17 protein-coding genes are annotated in these 20,175 nt (G+C 70.7%); 9 read left to right on the plus strand and 8 right to left on the minus strand.

Going from position 1 to position 20,175, the window contains the following annotated elements; translation table 11 throughout:
- Nucleotides 1–33 precede the first annotated feature (33 nt).
- From GEV27_RS17605 to GEV27_RS15520, 5 genes are read right to left on the minus strand one after another with little or no spacing between them, the layout of a single operon-like run.
- Complete coding sequence (locus GEV27_RS17605) at nt 34–1,365, minus strand: hypothetical protein (RefSeq protein ID WP_194944232.1); 1,332 nt, start codon at nt 1,363–1,365, stop codon at nt 34–36.
- A gap of 1 nt (nt 1,366) precedes the next feature.
- Complete coding sequence (locus GEV27_RS15505; RefSeq protein ID WP_153934978.1) at nt 1,367–2,443, minus strand: hypothetical protein; 1,077 nt, start codon at nt 2,441–2,443, stop codon at nt 1,367–1,369.
- The gene (locus tag GEV27_RS15510; protein WP_153909397.1) at nt 2,431–3,237 is read right to left on the minus strand and encodes a heme ABC transporter ATP-binding protein; all 807 of its coding nucleotides are present in this window, start codon (nt 3,235–3,237) and stop codon (nt 2,431–2,433) included. Before GEV27_RS15510 ends, GEV27_RS15505 begins: the two co-directional genes overlap by 13 nt.
- Entirely contained in the window at nt 3,234–4,334 is a 1,101-nt protein-coding gene (locus GEV27_RS15515) for an iron ABC transporter permease (RefSeq protein ID WP_243838891.1), read from the minus strand. Before GEV27_RS15515 ends, GEV27_RS15510 begins: the two co-directional genes overlap by 4 nt.
- Nucleotides 4,331–5,434 (minus strand): hemin ABC transporter substrate-binding protein, encoded by a 1,104-nt coding sequence (locus tag GEV27_RS15520; protein ID WP_194944233.1) that lies wholly within the window; start codon nt 5,432–5,434, stop codon nt 4,331–4,333. The genes GEV27_RS15515 and GEV27_RS15520 overlap by 4 nt, the downstream gene beginning before the upstream one ends.
- 187 nt (nt 5,435–5,621) lie before the next feature.
- Between GEV27_RS15520 and GEV27_RS15525 the strand changes: the two genes are divergently transcribed.
- The 5 genes from GEV27_RS15525 (at nt 5,622) to GEV27_RS15545 (ending at nt 12,849) form a co-directional block, all read left to right on the plus strand.
- Nucleotides 5,622–6,272 carry a heme oxygenase (biliverdin-producing) gene (locus tag GEV27_RS15525; protein WP_153651763.1) on the plus strand — a complete coding sequence of 217 codons (651 nt, stop codon included), beginning with the start codon at nt 5,622–5,624 and terminating at the stop codon, nt 6,270–6,272.
- Nucleotides 6,273–6,324: 52 nt separating this feature from the next.
- The gene (locus GEV27_RS15530) at nt 6,325–7,695 is read left to right on the plus strand and encodes an NAD(P)H-quinone dehydrogenase (RefSeq protein WP_153651764.1); all 1,371 of its coding nucleotides are present in this window, start codon (nt 6,325–6,327) and stop codon (nt 7,693–7,695) included.
- 152 nt (nt 7,696–7,847) lie between these two features.
- Nucleotides 7,848–10,751 (plus strand): SpoIID/LytB domain-containing protein, encoded by a 2,904-nt coding sequence (locus tag GEV27_RS15535; protein ID WP_153934979.1) that lies wholly within the window; start codon nt 7,848–7,850, stop codon nt 10,749–10,751.
- Nucleotides 10,752–10,799: 48 nt separating this feature from the next.
- On the plus strand, nt 10,800–12,428 hold the full coding sequence (locus GEV27_RS15540; protein ID WP_153934980.1) for an N-acetylmuramoyl-L-alanine amidase: 1,629 nt from the start codon (nt 10,800–10,802) through the stop codon (nt 12,426–12,428).
- Nucleotides 12,429–12,471: 43 nt separating this feature from the next.
- Nucleotides 12,472–12,849, plus strand: a complete 378-nt coding sequence (locus GEV27_RS15545) for a phage holin family protein (protein WP_153651767.1) — start codon at nt 12,472–12,474, stop codon at nt 12,847–12,849.
- An 82-nt stretch (nt 12,850–12,931) separates the two neighbouring features.
- On the opposite strand, the gene GEV27_RS15550 is transcribed toward GEV27_RS15545, so the two are convergent.
- Nucleotides 12,932–14,707: a biotin carboxylase N-terminal domain-containing protein gene (locus tag GEV27_RS15550; RefSeq protein WP_243838893.1), complete on the minus strand. Its 1,776-nt coding sequence runs from the start codon at nt 14,705–14,707 to the stop codon at nt 12,932–12,934.
- Nucleotides 14,708–14,854: 147 nt separating this feature from the next.
- Between GEV27_RS15550 and GEV27_RS15555 the strand changes: the two genes are divergently transcribed.
- Genes GEV27_RS15555 through GEV27_RS15565 form a run of 3 tightly spaced genes read left to right on the plus strand, consistent with a single transcriptional unit; the run spans nt 14,855 to nt 17,381 of the window.
- Nucleotides 14,855–16,021, plus strand: coding sequence for an acyl-CoA dehydrogenase family protein (locus GEV27_RS15555; RefSeq protein WP_153651768.1), 1,167 nt, complete (start codon nt 14,855–14,857; stop codon nt 16,019–16,021).
- Nucleotides 16,022–16,067: 46 nt separating this feature from the next.
- The gene (locus GEV27_RS15560) at nt 16,068–16,412 is read left to right on the plus strand and encodes a VOC family protein (protein WP_153651769.1); all 345 of its coding nucleotides are present in this window, start codon (nt 16,068–16,070) and stop codon (nt 16,410–16,412) included.
- Nucleotides 16,413–16,439: 27 nt separating this feature from the next.
- Nucleotides 16,440–17,381 carry a serine/threonine-protein kinase gene (locus GEV27_RS15565; protein ID WP_153934981.1) on the plus strand — a complete coding sequence of 314 codons (942 nt, stop codon included), beginning with the start codon at nt 16,440–16,442 and terminating at the stop codon, nt 17,379–17,381.
- Here the strand turns inward: GEV27_RS15565 and GEV27_RS15570 are convergent.
- Complete coding sequence (locus GEV27_RS15570) at nt 17,378–19,276, minus strand: VWA domain-containing protein (protein ID WP_153934982.1); 1,899 nt, start codon at nt 19,274–19,276, stop codon at nt 17,378–17,380. The two genes, GEV27_RS15565 and GEV27_RS15570, sit on opposite strands and share 4 nt — an antisense overlap.
- Before the next feature lie 117 nt (nt 19,277–19,393).
- On the opposite strand from GEV27_RS15570, the gene GEV27_RS15575 reads away from it, so the two are divergent.
- Nucleotides 19,394–19,897: a DNA-binding protein gene (locus GEV27_RS15575; protein ID WP_153651772.1), complete on the plus strand. Its 504-nt coding sequence runs from the start codon at nt 19,394–19,396 to the stop codon at nt 19,895–19,897.
- A 12-nt stretch (nt 19,898–19,909) separates the two neighbouring features.
- Here GEV27_RS15575 and GEV27_RS15580 read toward each other — a convergent pair whose 3' ends face one another.
- The gene (locus GEV27_RS15580; RefSeq protein ID WP_153651773.1) at nt 19,910–20,131 is read right to left on the minus strand and encodes a hypothetical protein; all 222 of its coding nucleotides are present in this window, start codon (nt 20,129–20,131) and stop codon (nt 19,910–19,912) included.
- Between the last annotated feature and the right edge of the window lie 44 nt (nt 20,132–20,175).

Here is a 20,175-nt window from a genome sequence, read left to right on the forward strand (position 1 = left end):
TCGGTGCGGCGGTTGCCGCGGGGGTGGTGCAGGTCAGAGGGATCGGGAGCGGGCGACGAGTGCCGGCAGGGCCAGGGCCACCGCGGCCATGAGCAGGAACGTCACCGCGAGCCACCAGCCGAGCGTGGAGCGGCCGTCCGGTCCGACGAGGACGCCGGGCAGCCCGGTCAGTGACGCCGACACCGGCTGGGTGAAGGCCGCCTGCGCGACCGGTGCCGCGACGGGCGCCGGCTGCGGGACAGGAGCGGACCGGGTGGCCGGCGGTGGCAGCGCAGCCTGCCGCTGGACCGGAGGGGTGGGCGCCGTGCGGGTCCGGTTGTCGATCGGGTCGGAGGTGCCGTCGACGGGTGCGGGGGTCTCAACCGCGACGGCGTCCCGCGCGCTGAAGCTGACGGTCACCGGGCTGGGCGCCTTGAGGTGGTCGTCGGAGCTCCCGCTGGTCATCCAGAACGGTGCCTGCCCGACCTGGTCGACGAAGTCGATGAACGACGACGGGAACGAGCCGGTACGGCCCTGGGAGTCCGGCTTCTGCTCGGGGTGCTGCACATCCACGCCGTAGAACGTGGGGGAGCTGGTGAAGCCCTTGCCGGTGAGCCTCACGGCACCCAGCTGGCCAAGGACCACGGTCGTGCTGCGGAGCGGGCCGGACGCGCCGCCGGAGCCGTTGCCGTCCCGGGACACGCCGTAGCCGTCGAGCGTCGCCTCGAGACGTCCCCTGCCGTCGGTGACGACGATGCGGGGATCGCTGACCGTGAAGCCGGTCTGTCCGGAGTAGCGCGCGACGCCGAACCGTCCGGTCCAGCGGATCGTCGCGGTGCCGGCCTCGGCGTCGACCGTGCCGGTGCCGCCGGTGACGACCACCTGGTGATCGGCGCCGGTGCCGAATCCTGCCCAGGTCGCGGGCACGTACGAGGAGTCCTTCGCGCGGACGATCGACACCGGGCCCTCGGACTGCTTCCACCTGCTGGAGGGCATGTCGGCGCCCTTGGTGTCCGGCAGGGCGCCGGCGGTCAGGAAGTTCTTGCCGTAGTAGGGCTTGCGGTGCAGCTGCGGCTGCAGTCCCCAGCGCAGCTGGGCGTCGGAGACCTGCTGGGGCCCGGTCCCGCCTTCGGGTGCGGGGGTGGTCGGAGTTGGGGTGGTCGGTGCGGGGGTTGTCGGCTCGGGTGTCGTGGGCTCGGGTGTCGTGGGAGCAGGCGTCGTGGGGGCAGCCGTCGTGGGGGCGGCGTCCTCCGGCTGGGTCGGCACGGCGGTGGTGGCGGCAGCCGCCGCGGGCTCATCGGTGGCGCCGGCCGGTCCCGCGGTGACCGCGAGACCGAGGACGAGCGTCAGGGCCACGGCGAGCACGGGTCGCACGGGCGTACGCACGTCAGGCCGCCCGTCCGGCGCGGATCCGGCGCAGCCGCACGACCGCCAGCACGAGCGACAGCAGCAGGATCACGGCGGCGGCGGCCGCTGCGGCCCACGGCACCCAGTCGGTCGTCTCCTCGTCCGTGGCGGCGGCGAGCGAGGTGTCGGGGGCGATCGCGAAGTTGCGCTCCACCTCGGTGCCCGACGTCGTCGCGCTCAGCCGCAGGGTGTGGGTCCCGGCCTTCGCGCTCGCCGGGATCTGGATGACCGCCGCGACGTCACCCCGCGCACCCACCACGATGGGACCCGCAGCGGCCGCACCGTCGTCGAGGATCGCCAGCACCTGCTCGCCGGGCGTGAAGCCGGTCCCGCTGAACGCGAGCACCCGGCCCTGCACGGCCGTGCGCTGGTCGACGCGGACCGCGGGCCGGCCCTTCTTCGCCGGTGCACCCTTCGCCGCGGCCTCGGGCGCGGACTCCTCGTCGGCGACGGCGCCCGGTGCGGCCTCGTCGGCCGCCGGCGCCTGCTGGGCGGTGTCGCTCGTGATGATCTTCTTGAACGTGACGGGGGTGAACGTCTCGTTGTTGGCGTTCTTGATGCCGTGCGCGCCGAACGTGATGACGCCGCACCGGACCTTGCGGCAGTCGACTGTCGTGATCTTGTTGTCGCGGTCGTACGTCTTGAAGACCGGCCCCGGGATCGTCAGGGTCGTGCTGAAGCCGCCGCCCTTGAGGATTCCGCCGTTGGCGCTGGCGGCGGTGTCGCTGCCGGGGTACGCGACGTAGCGGAGGAAGCCCTGGTTGCTGCGGGTCTCGCTGTCCGGGACGTAGCGGTAGTTCTTGCCGGTCACGCCGCCCTGGCTGGGACGCCAGGTGCCCGAGACCGTGCCGAACGCGACGTACACGCCGCCGTGCGCATTCCTGATCGACTGGAAGCCCGATCCGGTCACCGTGATCTTCGTCGAGTACGTCGTGTCGGCCTCGGCCCGGCCGAAGTCGTTGCGGACCGTCACCCGGCTGTCGGCCTGGGCCGCGCTGGGGGCGAGGAGCAGCGCCGCGACGAGGGCGGCCGCTGCGGTGGTGATCAAGGTGCGCACGTGGGCTCCTGGTCGTGGGTGAGCAGGTGGGGCAGGACGACGAGGCGTCCGTGGTGGTCGATCACGTCGACGGGGTGCCCGTAGACGTCACGGAGGATCTCGGGACGGATGACCTCCTGAGGCGGCCCGTCGGCCCGCAGCCGACCGTCGGCGAGCATGCAGATGCGGTCGGCGTGGGCTGCCGCGACCGTGAGGTCGTGGAGGACCGCGACGACCGCGTGGCCGTCGGCGGCGAGCCGCCGAGCCTCCGAGAGGACCTGCTCCTGGTGGCGGATGTCCAGCGCGGCGGTCGGCTCGTCGAGCAGCACGAGCGAGGTCTGCTGGGCGAGCACCCGGGCGAAGGACGTCCGGGCCTTCTCCCCGCCGGACAGCGTCGGGAACGAGCGCTCGGCCAACGACAGGACGTCGGTGCGGTGCATCGAGTCGGCCACGACGACGTCGTCGAGGTCCTCTTGCGGGAGACGGGCCCATGGTGCGCGGCCCATGCGGACGACGTCGACCGCGCGGAAGCCGAATGCGAGCCGCTGCTCCTGGGGCAGGACCGCGCGGCTGCGGGCCAGCGCCGCGACCTTCCACCGCGCGAGCGGCCTGCCGTCCAGGACCGCCTCGCCGCTGGTGGGCACGATGTCGCCGGCCATGACGCTCAGCAGGGTCGTCTTGCCCGCGCCGTTGGGCCCGACCAGGGCCATGAGCTCGCCGGGGCGGACCTCGAGCGTCACGTCGTGCAGGATCTGGTGGCCGCCGAGGGTCGCCGAGACGTGGCTGAGCCGCAGAGGACTCGTGGTCGTCGTCATGCCCAGCCCCCCGCCGTCTTGCGGGTGCGGCGCAGGAGCCAGAAGAAGAACGGTCCGCCGACGAGCGAGGTCAGCATCCCGATCGGCAGGTCCGCACCCGTCATCGCGGTGCGCGCGATGAGGTCGGCACCGAGCAGGAGCACGGCGCCGGCGAGGGCGCTCGCGGGGACGAGGACGCGGTGCCCGGGCCCGACGAGCATCCGGATCAGGTGCGGCACGACGAGGCCCACGAACGCGATGATGCCGGCGAACGAGACCCCGGCGGCGGTCAGGAGCGCGACGAGGACGATCGCGACGAGGCGCAGACGCTCGACGTCGATGCCCACGTGGCGGGCCGCACGGTCACCCAGCGCCAGCACGTCGAGCTTGCGCGCCATCAGGATCGAACCGATCAGTCCGACGACCACGAGTGGCGTGACGACGACGACGTGCTCCCAGCGGCTGCCGTTCAGGCTGCCCAGCTGCCAGAACACGATCTGCTCGCGCTCCTGCGTGTCCCCGAGGAAGATCATCAGCGCCAGGCCGGCCGCGCACACCGCGTTCACCGCGATCCCGGTCAGGACCAGTGTCACGACCTCGGTGCGACCGTCGGAGCGGGAGAGGGCGTAGACCAGCAGCGTCGTGATCAGGCCTCCCGCGAACGCGAACAGGGCCACGGTCCAGCTGCCGATGAGCTGGATCTGGAAGACGATGACGATCGCGGCGGCGAAGGCCGCGCCGGTCGAGACGCCGACGACGCTCGGCTCGGCGAGCGGGTTGCCGAAGATGCCCTGCATCAACGCGCCCGCGCTCGAGAGCGCCGCACCCACCACGATCGCCATGGCGATGCGCGGGAATCGGACCTGCCACAACGTGTTGTCGCCCTGCGGGTGGGCGGGCATCGGTCCCCAGTCCAGCCCCAGGCGGTGCATGATCGAGCCCCACACCTCGCTCGCCGGGATCGCGAGCTGTCCGCGTCCGGCCGCGTAGACCGTGAGCACCACGAGGGCGGCCGCGAGGACGACGAACAACGTCGTGGCCCGGGCGCTGTGGCGCCGGGGGAGGGTGGGCGCGGCGCCCCTCCCGGTCGGGAGCTGGTCCGGCAGGGTCGCGGTCACTTCATCGACTCCGGTGCGTAGATCGCGACGGCGAGGGAGTTGAGGACCTCGGCGGTGCGCGGCCCGAAGCTCAGCACCTGGCTGTCCTTCATGTCCACGATGCGGCGGCGCTGGCCGGCAGGGGTGTTGGCGATCGCAGGGAGCCGGTCGAGCAGCCCGTCGACGCCGCCCACGGACCTGAGGCCGTCGGACATCATGACGATCAGATCGGGCTGCGCCGCGATGATGGCCTCGTCGTTGACCGGCTTCATCCCGTTCCAGCCGATCTCCCGCGTGACGTCGTAGCCGCCGACCGCCTCGATCAGGCCGTCCGCGCCGGACCCCTCACCGAACATGTAGTAGACGCCGGCCTGGCCACGCACGTACAGGAACACCATCCGCAGCTTGTCCTGCACCGTGGTCGGTGCGATCTTCGCGATCTCGGCGCGCGTCTCGTCGGTCTCGGCCTCGACGCGCTCGACGAGCTTCTTGCCCTCGGCCGGCACGCCGAGCGCCTCGGCGACCCCGGTCGTGAGGGAGTCGATGTTGTCCAGGCTGCGGCGCGAGTCCATGACCACGACCGGGATCCCGGAGTCGCGCATCTGCAAGATCGTGTCCCACGGCCCGAGGGACGTGTCGGTGAGGATCACGGTCGGATCGAGCTCGAGGATCGACTCGGCGCTGAGGTCGTGGCCGCTGCTGGTCACGAGGGGCAGATCCTTGGCCTCGGGGAACTGGGTGGACAGGTCACGTCCGACGACCTGGTCACCCAGGCCCAGCTCGAAGACGGTCTGCGCGAGGGTGCCGTAGATGTCCAGCGCCAGGATGCGGCTCGTGTCCGTGATCGTGACCCGGGTGCCCTGGGCGTCCGTGACGGTGACCGGCAGCTGCTGGGCGGGGGAGTCGCTCACGGGGCGGATCGCAGTGCTCGCCAGCGAGGCGTGGGTCTCGCCCTCGTACGCCTTGGGGTCCTCGAGGATCTTCGCGGCGGCGAGGTCGACGGCCGCCGTGTCGTCGTCGCCCGCGTGACCGCCGGACGTCCCGCCGCAGCCCGACACGATCGCGGCGGTGAGCAGGAGTGCGGCGATTCGTCGCGAGGTGAGGATGGCGGAGCGGGGCAAGGGTCCAGTCCTTCGATGTCGGTTCTGCAGGAGCTCTCGGAAATCCCCCGATCGGAGAGTAAGGTGAGGCTAACATTGGTTAGGGCCGCCTTGCCAAACTGTGACATATTTCATGACGACTTGTCAGATCAAGATGACGATGTGTCATGATCATCGGACACCCACCACCTGACGCAGGAGCGTGACCATGACCGTGACCGCCGAGAACCCGGCCACCTCCCTGTCCGCGCTGCTGCGCACCGGCTCGCAGGCAGAGCACACCGCCGCGGAGGGCTCGACCTTCATGTCCGAGCTCATGGCGGGTCGGATCAACGAGGCGGGCTACGCCCACTTCCTCGGCCTGATGCGGCGGGTCTACGAGGCGCTGGAGGAGACAGCCCAGGTCATGAAGGACGATCCGCTGGCCTCGAGCGTGATCGATCCGGCGATCGAGCGGCTCGGCGCGATCGACGCCGACATCCAGCACTGGGGCGATCCGCGCCGGCCCAGCCCGGCCACCGACGCGTACGTCGCGCGCATCCGGGCCTCGACCGCGTGGGGCGGCCTGTTCATCGCGCACCACTACACGCGCTACATGGGTGATCTGTCCGGGGGGCAGGCGATCGGCAGGATCATCAGCCGCGAGTTCGGCCTGGACGGTGCCGGTGTCGCGTTCTACGCATTCGACGCCGTGCCGAAGCCCAAGCTCTACAAGGACGCCTATCGCGCGCGTCTCGACGCCCTCCCGCTCGACCCCGCCGAGCGCGAGCGCGTCCTCGCCGAGGTCAAGGCCGTGTTTGCGCTCAACGGTGGCCTCTTTGCCGAGATGACGACGTACCTCGACGAGTACGCCCGCTAGGTCCGGCGACCGCGATTGGCCTGCGTCGGTTGCGGTGAGCGACAATGGGCGCGTGGCTCATGTGACGATCGTCGGCGGCGGACCCGGTGGATACGAGGCGGCGCTGGTCGCCTCCCGGCTCGGTGCCGAGGTGACGCTCATAGAGCGCGACGGCATCGGTGGCTCGACGGTGCTGACCGACTGTGTGCCGAGCAAGACCCTCATCGCGACGTCCGATCTGCTGACCGACGTGAGCAGCTCGGCCGAGCTGGGGGTCAAGGTCCCGTCGTCGGTCCGCGCGGATCTCGCAGTCGTCGATGCGCGCGTGCTGAGCCTGGCTCAGGCCCAGTCGGCCGACATCGCCCACCGCCTCGCCGCGAGCGACGTCGTCATGATCGCCGGCACCGCGACGATCGAGAGCCCGGGCGCAGTCGTGGTCCGGACCGCGGAGGGGGAGCAGCGCGTCGAGACCGATGCGATCCTCATCGCGACCGGTGCGCACCCCCGGGTCAGTCCCGACGCCCAGCCCGACGGTGAGCGGATCCTGACCTGGGAGCAGGTCTACGGCCTCCAGGAGCTCCCCGAGCACATGATCGTCGTGGGCTCGGGCGTCACAGGTGCGGAGTTCGCCAGCGCCTACAACGGCCTCGGCGCCGCGGTGACCCTCGTCTCGAGCCGTGACCGGGTGCTGCCGGGCGAGGACGCCGATGCCTCCAACGTCATCGAGGACGTCTTCACGCGGCGCGGCATGAACGTGATGGGCAACTCGCGCATGGCGTCGGTCGAGCGTACGGACGACGGCGTGCTCGTGACCCTGACCGACGGCCGGACGGTCTCGGGCTCACACTGCCTGCTCGCGCTCGGATCGATCCCGAACACGCAGGGCCTCGGACTCGAGCAGCTCGGCATGGTGCTCGACGACGGCGGCTTCATCAAGGTCGACCGGGTGTCGCGCACGAGCGTGCGCGGCGTCTACGCCGCGGGCGACTGCACGGGCGTCCTGATGCTCGCGTCGGTCGCAGCCCAGCAGGGCCGCATCGCGATGTCCCACCTGCTCGGTGACGCGGTGCATCCGCTCGACCTCGCGAAGGTCTCCAGCAACGTGTTCACCTCCCCGGAGATCGCGACCGTGGGGATGTCGCAGAAGCAGGTCGACGAGAGCGACTTCCAGATCGACATGGCGATGCTCCCGCTCGCCAGCAACGCCCGGGCCAAGATGCAGGGCGTGCACGACGGATTCGTCAAGATCTTCTCTCGCCGCGGCATGGGCGTCGTGGTCGGCGGGGTCGTCGTGGGACCCAAGGCCAGCGAGCTCATCCATGCGCTGTCGATCGCGGTCTCGGCGTCCTTGACGGTCGACCAGGTCGCCGACGCCTTCACGGTCTACCCCTCGATGTCCGGGTCGGTCGCCGAGGCCGCGCGGCGCCTGCACCCCCTGGTGTGACCAAGACGTGCTGTTGCCATTGCAGGAATGACACCGGTGTAGTTCCTTGAACTATGATTTTTCGCTCGCATTTCGCGAAAATATGTGAGCATAATCATCCCTCGACCCATCTGTCACACCAGTCACATCTGCCACAGGAACGGACTTCCCCCATGCTTTCCTGGCACACGGCTCGTCGCACGCCCTGCCTCCTCGTCGCTGCCGCGGTCACCTTCGGCGTGCTCATGCCCGGCGCGGCCCAGGCCGACGGCACCCAGGTCTCCGGCGGCGCTCCGGGCGCCGTGGCGCCCCCGCCGGCACCCGTTCGCCCGGCACAGGTGACGCAGCGGGACATCCCGTCCAGCGCCCCCGCCGAGCGCGTGCCCGCGCCCGAGGTCACGGGCGACGACGCGCATGGGCACACCGGTGCGGCCACCATCGTGGCGCAGCTGAAGGACACCGACCTGCGTCCGTTCTCGATGCTGGGAGTGACCTGGGACGGCGGCCTCGACGAGGACCACACCCGCGTCGAGGCGCGTTGGCGCAGCGACGGCACGTGGTCGGACTGGACCGAGCTGCACACCGACCCGGCGCCCGAGGAGGGCGGCCGGCCCGGCACCGAGCCCCAGTGGGTCGGCTCCGCGGACGGCGCCGAGGTGCGCGTCGCCTCGACCGAGGACGCGAAGCCCCGCGGCCTCTCGCTCAGCACGATCGATCCCGAGGCCGACACCACCGACGACCGGGCCGCCACCGCGTCACCCGCCGTCGCCGTGACGCAGGCCGCGGCGGTCGCCAAGCCCTCGATCGTCTCGCGCGCCTCGTGGGGCGCCTCGGGTTCGGGAGGGTGCGACAACCCCGTCTACGGCAAGACCACGCGAGGCGCGGTCATCCACCACACGGCGGGCAACAACACGTACACCAAGGCCCAGTCCAAGGCGATCGTCAAGGCCACGCAGGCCTATCACGTCAAGTCCCGCAACTGGTGCGACATCGGCTACAACTTCCTGGTCGACAAGTACGGCCAGATCTTCGAGGGACGCGCCGGCGGCACGACCAAGCCGGTCCGCGCAGCGCACTCGGGCAATGACGCGGTCAACCAGGAGACCATGGGCGTCTCCCTGATGGGCACGTTCAGCACCACGGCCCCCTCGGCCGCGATGAAGTCGGCCGTCGTCAACCTCGTGTCGTGGCGCTTCGCCTCCTACAAGCTCAAGGCCAAGGGCACCTACTCCCTCGGCGGCAAGACCCTCAACCGGGTCGCAGGCCACCGCAACGTCGTCGGCACCGAGTGCCCGGGCAACGCCGCGTACGCCTGGCTGTCGGCCAAGGGCGGTCTTCGCGACAGCGTCGAGAGCCGCCTCGCGACCGGCTCCGTCACGACCGAGATCGGCGGGCGCACGGTGTCAGGCGTGTCCTCCACCGCGTTCACGATGTCGTGGCGTGCGGTCTCGGGCGCCACGACGTACGAGGTCCGCACCTCGACGACCGCGGCCGTGCCTGCGACCTGCACCACGGGCTGCGTCAAGGGCGCGGCACCGAAGGCCACCATCGGGAGCCTCAAGGCCGGCAGCGTGCAGTATGCGTGGGTCCGGGCGCTCGACGCCTCCGGCAATCCGCTGACCGCGTGGCAAGCCACCGCAAAGAGGGTGCAGCTCAAGGCCGAGGTCGTCGAGAAGCCTGCGACCGTGTCCGGCGTGACGGTCACTGCCGGCAGCCACTCCGCCCGCGTGCGGTGGGCCCCCGTCAGTGGCGTGAGCGACTACGACATCTGCCTCACGACGGCCAAGGGCGCGAGCTCGTGCACGCGCTGGGTGGACGTCTCGAAGAGCTCGACGACGCTGCTGTCGGACCTCAAGGCCACCAGCACCGGCTACTTCGTGAAGGTGCGCGCCGCCCGGGGCACCGCTGTCGGTGCCTGGTCGGCCGAGGTCCCGTTCTCCCTGGCCGGGGCGTCGGTGGGCACCACGGCGACCGTCCCCAGCTCGGGCCGGATCGCCGTGAGCGGTCACGGCTACGGTCACGGGATCGGCATGAGCCAGTACGGCGCGCAGGGCGCTGCCCGCAGCGGGGTCAAGTACGACAAGATCCTCTCGACCTACTACCCGGGGACCAAGCTGTCCTCCAAGGGCGGCAGCATCCGGGTGCTGATCTCGCAGGACACGACCGACGCGGTCGACGTGGTCGCCGGTTCGGGTCTGATCTTCCGCAAGCTCACGAGCGGGTTCAAGGCCAAGCTGCCCACCACGATCAGCGGCGCCAAGGTCACCAGGTGGCGCATCGTGCAGGTGTCCTCGCGCAAGACGCAGTCGGCGCTGCAGTACCGCACCACGGGCGGCTACAAGGCGTACAAGAACATCCGCTGGACCGGTGACGGGCAGTTCGAGGGCCCGTCCCGCATCGGCCTGGTCATGCCGAGCGGCTCGAGCGTGAAGTACCGCGGTGCGATCCGCTCGGCGCTCCCCGCCAAGGGCTCGACCAAGCGCGACACGGTCAACGTCCTGCCGATCGACCACTACGTCCGCGGCGTCATCGCGGCCGAGATGCCGGCCGGGTGGAAGCCCGAGGCGCTGAAGGCCCAGGCCGTCGCGGCCCGCACCTACGGCGTGCGCAGCATGAGCGCGGCCCGCTACTACGACATCTGCAGCACCACGGCCTGCCAGGTCTACGGCGGGGCGTCGCGCGAGACCGCGACGACCGACGCCGCGGTCCGGGCGACCAGCGGCAAGATCCTCACCTACGGCGGGGTGCCGGCGTTCACGCAGTTCTCGTCCTCGTCGGGTGGGTACACCGCGAAGGGCTCCCAGCCGTACCTCAAGGCCGGGGTGGACCCGTACGACAACTGGTCAGGCAACGCGAACCACGCGTGGAGCACGACCGTGTCGGCCGCGACCATCCAGAAGGCGTATCCGTCGATCGGCAAGCTCAAGCAGCTCAAGATCACCAAGCGCTCCGGTGCGGGTGACTGGGGCGGCCGGGTCACGTCGATCAACCTGATCGGATCGGCCAAGACCGTCACGATCTCCGGCGACGACGCCCGCTGGGCCTTCGGGCTCAAGTCCAACTGGTTCCGCTTCTAGGGCCCGCGCCTGGCTCGTGGGCGCCGGCGCGCGGGTTAGGGTCGAACGATGCGTCTCATCACCGGAACGATCGCAGGGCTCGTGCTGGCGGGCTCGACGACGTACGTCGCCCACGCCGACGAGCTGCCCACCGGCGAGCCTCGGGCCGACGAGGTCCAGCTGACCTCGCCCGTCGACGTCGGCATCGCCGCGGTGCCGGCGGCGCCTGAGCAGACCGCGCCGGACGTCGTCGCGGAGCTCGAGCCGCGCCGCACCGACGACTTCAACCTGGTCGGCGTGACGTGGCAGCGCGGCTTCGACGACACCGGTCTGTCCGTGAAGGTCCGGCTGCGGGCCGAGGGCGACTGGGGCTCGTGGAAGGAGCTGCACGTCGACGACGCGGACGGCGAGGGTGGCCGCGCCGGCACCGAGCCCCTGTGGGCCGGCGACGCCGACGGGGTCGCGGTCGAGGTGACCAGCCCGACGGGCGAGCGTCCGGCCGGCCTGGCCGTGTCGACGATCGATCCGGGCACGACGACCGCAGAGGCCTCGACGGCCAGCACGGCTCTCTACGACGGGTCGAGCCGGATGCTCACGCAGGCTGCCGACAACTCACCGACGTACACCGCGAAGCCCTCGATCGTCACCCGCTCCAAGTGGGGCGCGCGCAAGAGCTCGGGCTGCGACTCGCCCCGGACGGGCAACGAGACCCGCGGGGCGGTCGTGCACCACACGGCCGGCAGCAACAAGTACAGCAAGTCCCAGTCCGCAGCGATCGTGCGCGCCGTGCAGGCGTACCACATGAAGGGCCGCGACTGGTGCGACATCGGCTACAACTTCCTGGTCGACAAGTACGGCCAGGTCTTCGAGGGACGCAGCGGCGGCGTCGACAAGCCGGTGCGCGCGGCCCACGCAGGTGACAAGGCCGTCAACACGTACACGATGGGCGTCTCGATGATGGGCACGTTCTCGTCGTCACGACCCACCAAGGCGACCCAGGCCGCGATGGTCCGGCTGATCGGCTGGCGCCTCGGCACGACGTTCCACCCCGCGACGGGCACCTATCGGGTCGGCTCGTTCCGGCTCCAGCGCATCGCCGGCCACCGCAACGTGGTGGGCACCTCCTGCCCCGGGCAGGCGGCGTACAGCTGGCTCGGCGCGTCCGGCGGGCTCCGCGACCGGGTCGCGGCCTACATCTCGGACTACTCCTCGCCCATCAAGTCGCGCTTCAGGATGCTGACCCAGTCGGTCACCGGGCCGGTCAAGGTCGGCGAGTACCCGTTCTCGACCGGCGCGGGCGGCCGGAAGGCGCGCCTCGGCAAGGTCGACATCTACTCCTCGCGGGCCGGGACCTACTCGGTGGGGGACCGGTTCCGTCGTGAGTACGCCGCGATGGGCGATCAGTCCGGCGCGCTCGGCGCTCCGACGAGCAGCCCGCGGTCTACGAGCCGCTCCTCGGTGCGTCTGCAGCGGTTCACGAACGGCACGATCTACCAGGTCAAGCGGAGCTCGAAGCGCGGCTACGCCCTGTGGGGATCGGTCGAGACCAAGTATCACCGGATCGGGCGCGAGAAGAGCGTGCTCGGGGCACCTACCCGGCGGATGACCCGGATCTCGGGCAACCGCTACCGCGCCTGGTTCGCGTACGGCACCATCACCCGCCAGGCGAACGGCTCGGTGACCGTCACGCGGTCGTGATCCGCGGGGGGCCGCAGGAGCCCGGTCTGGGATACTTCAGATCATGCCCGACGTCCTCAAGTCCATCGCGATCTCGGCCGTCGCCAACATCGTCTCGCTGGCCATCGCCGCCTGGATCTTCGATCGCTTCGACATCCACCTGTGGTGGTTCGTGGTCGCGGTCGCGCTGTTCACGGCGCTGACGGTCGTGCTGCGCGGGGTGGTCGTCACGACCGTCAACCGGTACGCCCGCGGCTACACGATCCTCGGGGGTCTGGTGCTGACGTTCCTCGGCCTGCTGCTGACCGAGGCCGTGGTGCCCGGGTCGGGCTTCTCGATCGACGGCTGGGGCACCTGGCTGGGTGTCACGCTGATCGTGTGGGCCGCCGGGATCGCGTACGGCGAGGTCGACAGCGTCCAGCCTGAGCCCAAGCGCCGCTAGCCCCGCCCCAGCCCAGAATTGCGGAACCCTGCACGTTTTTCCGGAGGAAAAAGGTGCAGGGTTCCGCAAATCTGGCCGGGGGTTACTCGGCGGCGGCGTCCTTGATCTCGGCGACGACCTCGCCGGAGCCGATCGGGCCGCCGACGGTGACCGTCAGGCCGGTGATGATGCCGGCCTTGTGGGCGTTGATGGGCTGCTCCATCTTCATCGCCTCGACGACGATGACCTGATCGCCCACGGCGACCTCCTGGCCCTCCTCGACGGCGACCTTGACGACGGTGCCCTGCATCGGCGCGACGAGCGAGTCGCCGCTCGCGGCTGCGCCCGCACCCTTGCCGGCCTTGCGCTTGGCCTTCTTGGCCCCACCACCGGCCGCTGCTGCCGATGCTCCCAGGCCGCCGGGCAGGACGACCTCGACGCGCTTGCCGCCGACCTCGACCGTGACGCGCTCGCGCTCCTCGGGCTCGGCGTCCTCGGACGTGCCCGCGTAGGGCTCGAGCTCGTTGACGTAGTCGGTCTCGATCCACGTCGTGTAGACCGAGAAGTTGCCGTCAGCGGCGGTGAAGGCCGGGTCGTCGACCACCGAGCGGTGGAACGGGATGACCGTGGGCATGCCGTCGACGATGAACTCGTCGAGCGCGCGGCGCGAACGGGCCAGGACCTGCTCGCGGCTCGTGCCGGTGACGATGAGCTTGGCGATGAGCGAGTCGAACGACCCGGGGATCGTCTCGCCCTCCTCGTAGCCGCCGTCGAGGCGGATGCCGGGGCCCGACGGGGGAGCCCACTTGGTCAGGGTGCCGGGCGCCGGGAGGAAGCCGCGGCCACCGTCCTCGGCGTTGATGCGGAACTCCATCGAGTGGCCGCGGATCTCCGGATCGCCGTAGCCGAGCTCCTCGCCGGCCGCGATGCGGAACATCTCGCGGACCAGGTCGAGGCCCGTGACCTCCTCCGACACGCAGTGCTCGACCTGCAGGCGGGTGTTGACCTCGAGGAAGCTGATCGTGCCGTCACGGGCAACGAGGAACTCGCACGTTCCCGCACCGACGTAGCCGGCCTCCTTGAGGATCGCCTTGGAGGACGTGTAGAGACGCTCGATCTGGTCGTCGGTCAGGTACGGCGCGGGCGCCTCCTCGACGAGCTTCTGGTGACGGCGCTGCAGCGAGCAGTCGCGGGTCGAGACGACCACGACGTTGCCGTGGCTGTCGGCGAGGCACTGGGTCTCGACGTGACGCGGCTGGTCGAGGAACTTCTCGACCAGGCACTCGCCGCGACCGAAGGCGCTCACGGCCTCTCGCACGGCCGACTCGTAGAGCTCGGGGATCTCCTCGAGGGTGCGGGCGACCTTGAGGCCGCGGCCGCCGCCGCCGAAGACGGCCTTGATCGCGACCGGCAGGCCGTTCTCGCGGGCGAAGGCGACGACCTCGTCGGCGTCCTTGACCGCGTCCTTGGTGCCGGGAGCCAGCGGGGCGTCGGCCTTGAGGGCGATCTGCTTGGCCTTGGCCTTGTCGCCGAGGCTCTCGATCGCGGCCGGCGGGGGGCCGATCCAGATCAGCCCGGCGTCGATGACGGCCTGGGCGAAGTCGGCGTTCTCGGCGAGGAAGCCGTAGCCGGGGTGGACGCTGTCGGCGCCGGAGCGCTTCGCGACCGCGATGATCTTCTCGATCGAGAGGTACGACTCGGCGGGCGTCGAGCCCTCGAGCGAGTACGCCTCGTCCGCGAGGCGGACGAACAGGGCGTCACGATCGGGCTCGGCGTACACGGCGACACTGCCGATGCCGGAGTCCTTGCACGCTCGGATCACGCGGACGGCGATCTCACCGCGATTGGCGATCAGGACCTTGGCCAGGGGCTTGCTCACTGAATGACTCTCCTCGGTGCGGGGGACTGCCTGCCGCAGTCTAGGGGTTCGAATGCCGGGGTGACGTATGAGGTTGGTTACGCGCCCGGCGGTCGTGTCGCGAGCTTCGGTTAATGGTCATTAACTGATCCTTGCTACGATGCGGACATGACATTTGCCCTCTCGAGCGAGCACGAGTCCTTCCGCCGCAGCGTCCGCGAGTTCGCCGAGGCGGAGATCGCGCCCCACGTCGCCCGGTGGGACAAGGACCACCACTTCCCCGTCGACGCGGTGCACAAGATCGGCCGCATGGGCCTGTTCGGCCTGACCGCGCCCGAGGAGTTCGGCGGGTCCGGCGGAGACTTCACGAGCCTGTGCGTCGCGATCGAGGAGCTCGGCCGGGTCGACCAGTCGATCGGCATCACGCTGGAGGCGGGCGTGGGGCTGGGCATCACCCCGATCCTCGAGTACGGCACGCAGGAGCAGAAGGAGGCGTGGCTCCCCGATCTCGTCGCGGGGCGCACCCTCGCGGGCTTCGGCCTGACCGAGCCCGGCGCCGGCTCCGACGCGAGCGCGACGAGGACCCGCGCCGAGCTGGACGGTGACGAGTGGGTCGTCAACGGGTCCAAGCAGTTCATCACCAACTCCGGCAGCGACATCACGTCCGTCGTGACGGTCACCGCCCGCACCGGAACGCGCGAGAACGGTTCACCGGAGATCTCGGCGATCATGCTGCCGTCCGGCACGCCGGGATTCGTCGCGGAGGCTCCGTACGACAAGCTCGGCTGGCACCTGTCCGACACGCACGCGCTGTCGTTCACCGACGTGCGCGTGCCGTCGGACCACCTGCTGGGCGAGCGGGGCCGCGGCTATGCGCAGTTCCTCGCGACGCTCGACGACGGACGCATCGCGATCGCGGCGCTCGCCGTGGGCTGCATCCAGGCCTGCCTCGACATGTCGGTGCAGTACGCCGGGGAGCGCACGACGTTCGGCGTCCCGATCGGCACCAAGCAGGGCGTCGCGTTCCAGATCTCCGACCTGGCCGTCATGGCCCAGGCGGGTCGCGCGCTGACCTACCAGGCGGCCGCGATGAAGGACGCCGGTGCGCCGGCCAAGGAGCTCAAGCAGGCCGCCTCGATCGCCAAGCTCTACACGTCCGAGGCCGCCGTGACCGCGACGCGCATCGCGACACAGGTCTTCGGTGGCTACGGATTCATGGAGGAGTACCCGGTGGCGCGCTTCTACCGCGACGCCAAGATCCTGGAGATCGGCGAGGGCACCTCGGAGATCCAGCGCATGCTCATCGCGCGGGGCCTCGGTCTTCCGGTGGAGTGAGACTCCCTGACACGATGGCCTCGTTCCCGACCGGACGGAGCCACCCGTGAGCCTTCACCTGTCCCACACCACCGTGAACGCGGTCGACCCCGAGCGACTGGCGGCGTTCTGGTCCGCCCTGGCCGACTGGCGCGTGCAGGACTCCGAGCCCGGCGAGGTCTACCTGATCGACGACAACGGGTTCACCACGCTGTTCATCGAGGTCCCGGACGGCAAGCAGGTGCGCAACCGCGTGCACCTCGACCTGCGCCCCGTCGGCGCGACCCAGGACGAGGAGGTCGCGCGCGCGGTGGAGCTGGGCGCCAGCGTGCTGGAGGACCGGCGGCCCGGTGACAGGTGGGTGGTGCTCGCCGACCCCGAGGGCAACGAGTTCTGCATCCTCGCCGGCTGAGCGGCAGCACTGCCTAGGCTGAGGGGCATGGGCGAGGTCTTCGCGGGACGCTACGAGCTGGTCGACGTGCTCGACTCCGGCGGCATGGGCGTCGTCTGGCGGGTGTGGGACCTGCGCGACCGCACCTACCGCGCGGGCAAGATGCTGCGCCAGTCCGACGGGGCGTCGCTGCTGCGGTTCGTCCGCGAGATCGGCACCCGGGTCGACCACCCGCACGTCGTGGCCCCGACGGGCTGGTCCGCGGAGGACGACCGGGTGCTGTTCGCGATGCCGCTGGTCGACGGTGGATCGGTGGCGACGCTCATCGCCGACTACGGCCCACTTCCACCCTCGTTCGTCCGTGAGGTCGGGTTGCAGCTGCTCGACGCCCTCGACGCGGTCCACCGCGCCGACATCGTGCACCGCGACGTGAAGCCGGCCAACATCCTTCTGGAGGCGACCGGCACCGGCACTCCTCACGTACGCCTGTCCGACTTCGGCATCGCGACGACAAGGGACGAGCCGCGCCTCACCCGGGCGTCCGAGATGGTGCACACCCCGGGCTACGCGGCGCCCGAGGTGCAGGAGCGGGCCGATCCCAGTCCTCTGCAGGACCTCTACTCCGTGGGCACGGTGCTGGCCGAGATGCTCACCGGCTCACGCCCGACCCACGCAGGCCCTCCGGTGCCGGCCGACGGACCGTTCGCGACGTGGTGCGGGCGGCTCTGCGCCACGCGGCCGGACGAGCGCTACGCGTCGGCGGCCGAGGCCCGGGCCGCGCTGCTGTCGATCGACCCACTGGACGAGCCGGGAGACCCGATCGAGGTGTTCCGCCAGCTGCCGGAGCTCCCGCCGGGCTGGGGTCCGGACGGCCCGTCGTCACGGAGGCACCGGATCGACGCCCGGACACGCCTGCGGCTGCTCGCCGGAGGACTCGCCGTCGCGGGGCTCGGGCTCGTCGCGGCCTCTGCGCGCCTCCTGCTCGGCTAGCTGGCGGAGCGCGAGCGCCGCAGCACCACGAGTGCGCCGACGAGCAGCCCGACCCCGACCACGCCGAGCCCGATCGGCGCCACCGGCAGGCCGTCCTTGTCGTCCTTGGCCGGCTTCGTCGCCGCCTTGCTGCTCGATGCCGGCTTTGCGGCGTCGCTCACGGCGCCGGTCCCCGTCACGAGCGGCGAGTCGGCCGTGGGTGCGGTCAGGCCCTGGACCTCGTCGTACGTCGGCGCACCCTCGCCCGCCGTGCCGTTGGTCCTGAGCGTCAACGAATAGGCCAGCGGCACCTCGTTGTCGGCGCCGTAGGAGATCTGGACGTAGCGCAGACCGGCCGTGCCCGACCCACTGAGGTGCGCCTCGGCCTCGGCGCGATTGCGATAGGCGACCGTGTACGACTGCGAGCCCGAGCGGTAGGTGTTCAGGTCGTCGGGGAGGCTCGAGAACCGCGAGGTCCAGTCGCCGGGCGGCGTGTCGGTGCCGTACTCGTCGGAGTCGACAGCCTCCCGGACGGGGCCGAGGACCTGCACCCAGGGAGCGTCGAACGTCGACTCGTGGTGCGCCGCGGTCAGCTTGCCATCGATCTGGGCCTGCACGTTCTGTCCCCAGTCCAGCGGCACCGCGACGACCTGTGTCTCACCGGGGTTGATGTCGAGGGCGTACGTGCCGTCGCTCACGACGGGGGCGCTCGAGATCGACGTGCCGGGGACGACTCCGACCTGTGGACTGCTCGCCGGCGTCAGCGTGCTCCAGGTGGGCGTGGCGGGTTTCGGCGGCAGGTCCGCGCCGGAGGGGTCGGCCAGGGGCGGCTCCTCGTAGACCACGATCTCGACCGGTTCCGCGGAGAAGTCGCGCCGTGTGGACACCTGCTTGACGTTGACCCACAGGGTCTTGGCGGTGTTGCAGGCGTTGGGCGAGGGCCGCCAGCTGCTCGCCGCGGTGTAGGCGATGTTGCCGCGGGCGAATGACGTCCTGTACGCGCACCGGTCCTCGTCGGGTCCCGCGTAGATCCCGACGTACGCCTTGTCGCCGGAGTTGCCGGTGCCGGCCGATCGGTGGGTGACGCCGACGTGGAAGGTGCTGTTGGCGACGGTGCGCTCGACCTTGTACCAGAGCCCGTCACCGGTTCCGAACGAGTCGAGATAGGCCCCGGTCTCCAGGGTCGGCGCGTCGGTCGCGACCGGTGCTCCCTTGACGGGAGTGCCGGTGAGGTCGAAGGGGCGCGAGGCCCGGATGCGGGTCGTGGTGAGCGACTGCGTCAGCTCGGCGGCGCTGTCGGCGTCGTAGTAGGTGCCGTGCCCGGAGCGCGCCACGCACTTGAGCTGCTCACGGGCCTTGCCGGAGACGTCGAGCCCGACGACGTCGATCCGCAGATCGATCCCGTCCTCGGCGAGCTCTGCCGCGGCGGCGCACGGGTCCGGGTCGCAGGTCGACTCCCCGTCGGAGACCAGCACGATGGTGCGGCGACCGTCCTGGCCAAGGTCCTTGCCGGCCTGCTGCAGGGCGTAGCCGGTCGGGGTCTCGCCGTAGGGCTTGTACGCCTTGATGGCTCTGGTGAGCTCGTCGCGGTTGGCGGTGTCGAGGTCGACGACCCGCTGCGAGTCGGTGCACGCGCCCTTGTCCGAGGCCGAGAAGACCTTCGCGCCGTAGACGCGCAGGCCCACCTCCTGCTCGGCGGGGAGACCCTTGACCACCTGTGCGAGTGCCTGCCGGGCCGCGGCGATCTTGGTCTGCCCGCCGCCCGCCTTCTCCTTCATCGACCCGGACGAGTCCAGGACGAGCATCATCCGCCCGGCGGTCTCGTCGTCAGCGGCCGGCGCTGCCGACGCGGCGGGCAGGGGCAGCAGGGCGGCGAGGAGGGCCGCGGCGATCAGGGCGGTCGACGTACGGATCATGGTGTCCCCGGAAGTGAGAGCGGAGTTTGCAAAAGCAAATGTCGGCACGAGTCTCGCGGACACCTTGTCGCTGTGTCAAGATGCCATGGCGTTGCGAACGCAAATCGAGGGGGACGCATGGACGGTCGGGCGGCGCAGGCCGAGATCTACGGGGAGCCGCTCGGCGACATCCTCGGCCGATGTGCCCGCGTCCTCGGGATGAACCAGTCGCAGCTGGCGGGGATCCTCGGGATCTCCGCGCCGATGCTCTCCCAGCTGATCAATGCGCGCCGGGTCAAGATCGGCCATCCGGTGGCCGCCCAGCGGCTGCAGGTGCTGCACGACGCGGTGGACGCCGTGGAGCGGGGCGCCATGGGGCGCGAGGACGCACTCGCGCGGGTCGCGCTCGTGCACGGGGGAGGGGACATCCTGACGACCCGGCGATCCACCCGTGACGATGCGGTCGCCGAGATCCAGGACCTGTTCCGGCGGGTGGCCGGCGCGCCTGACCATCTGGACGCGGCCGAGCGTCTCGCCGACACCCACCCGGACATCGCCGAGATGCTCAGGGTCTACGGCGCCGGGCGCACTGCGGAGGCGCGTGAGCACCTCGAGAGCCTGCGGGACCCGGGAAGCCGGTGACGAAGGGGCCGCCTAGAGGGCGGTCATCTTCGAGCAGGGCAGCGGGATGTGCTTGGGTCCGTCGCCGAAGTCGACCTGGGCCGAGGTCGTGCCCTGGATGCTGACGATGCGTCCCATGCCGTAGGTGTCGTGGGAGACGCGGGCGCCGACCTCGTACACCTCGTCGATCACCTCAGGACCTGCCTGGAAGGGACTGGAAGCGTGGTAGCGGCGTTTGCGCGGTGTGGTTGCCATCAGTGCCATTGTCCCACTTCTTGGGTCCTCTTACCAACAAATGC

It is taken from the genome of Aeromicrobium sp. S22 (assembly GCF_009661045.1).
Lineage (GTDB): Bacteria > Actinomycetota > Actinomycetes > Propionibacteriales > Nocardioidaceae > Aeromicrobium > Aeromicrobium yanjiei.

Excerpts from the sequence above, each read along its gene's own strand:
- GEV27_RS15580 (WP_153651773.1), bottom strand. The coding sequence starts at position 20,131 with ATGGCAACCACACCGCGCAAACGCCGCTACCACGCTTCCAGTCCCTTC.
- GEV27_RS15535 (WP_153934979.1), top strand. The coding sequence starts at position 7,848 with ATGCTTTCCTGGCACACGGCTCGTCGCACGCCCTGCCTCCTCGTCGCT.
- GEV27_RS15525 (WP_153651763.1), top strand. The coding sequence starts at position 5,622 with ATGACCGTGACCGCCGAGAACCCGGCCACCTCCCTGTCCGCGCTGCTG.
- GEV27_RS15570 (WP_153934982.1), bottom strand. The coding sequence starts at position 19,276 with ATGATCCGTACGTCGACCGCCCTGATCGCCGCGGCCCTCCTCGCCGCC.
- GEV27_RS15510 (WP_153909397.1), bottom strand. The coding sequence starts at position 3,237 with ATGACGACGACCACGAGTCCTCTGCGGCTCAGCCACGTCTCGGCGACC.
- GEV27_RS15545 (WP_153651767.1), top strand. The coding sequence starts at position 12,472 with ATGCCCGACGTCCTCAAGTCCATCGCGATCTCGGCCGTCGCCAACATC.
- GEV27_RS15540 (WP_153934980.1), top strand. The coding sequence starts at position 10,800 with ATGCGTCTCATCACCGGAACGATCGCAGGGCTCGTGCTGGCGGGCTCG.
- GEV27_RS15555 (WP_153651768.1), top strand. The coding sequence starts at position 14,855 with ATGACATTTGCCCTCTCGAGCGAGCACGAGTCCTTCCGCCGCAGCGTC.
- GEV27_RS15575 (WP_153651772.1), top strand. The coding sequence starts at position 19,394 with ATGGACGGTCGGGCGGCGCAGGCCGAGATCTACGGGGAGCCGCTCGGC.
- GEV27_RS15565 (WP_153934981.1), top strand. The coding sequence starts at position 16,440 with ATGGGCGAGGTCTTCGCGGGACGCTACGAGCTGGTCGACGTGCTCGAC.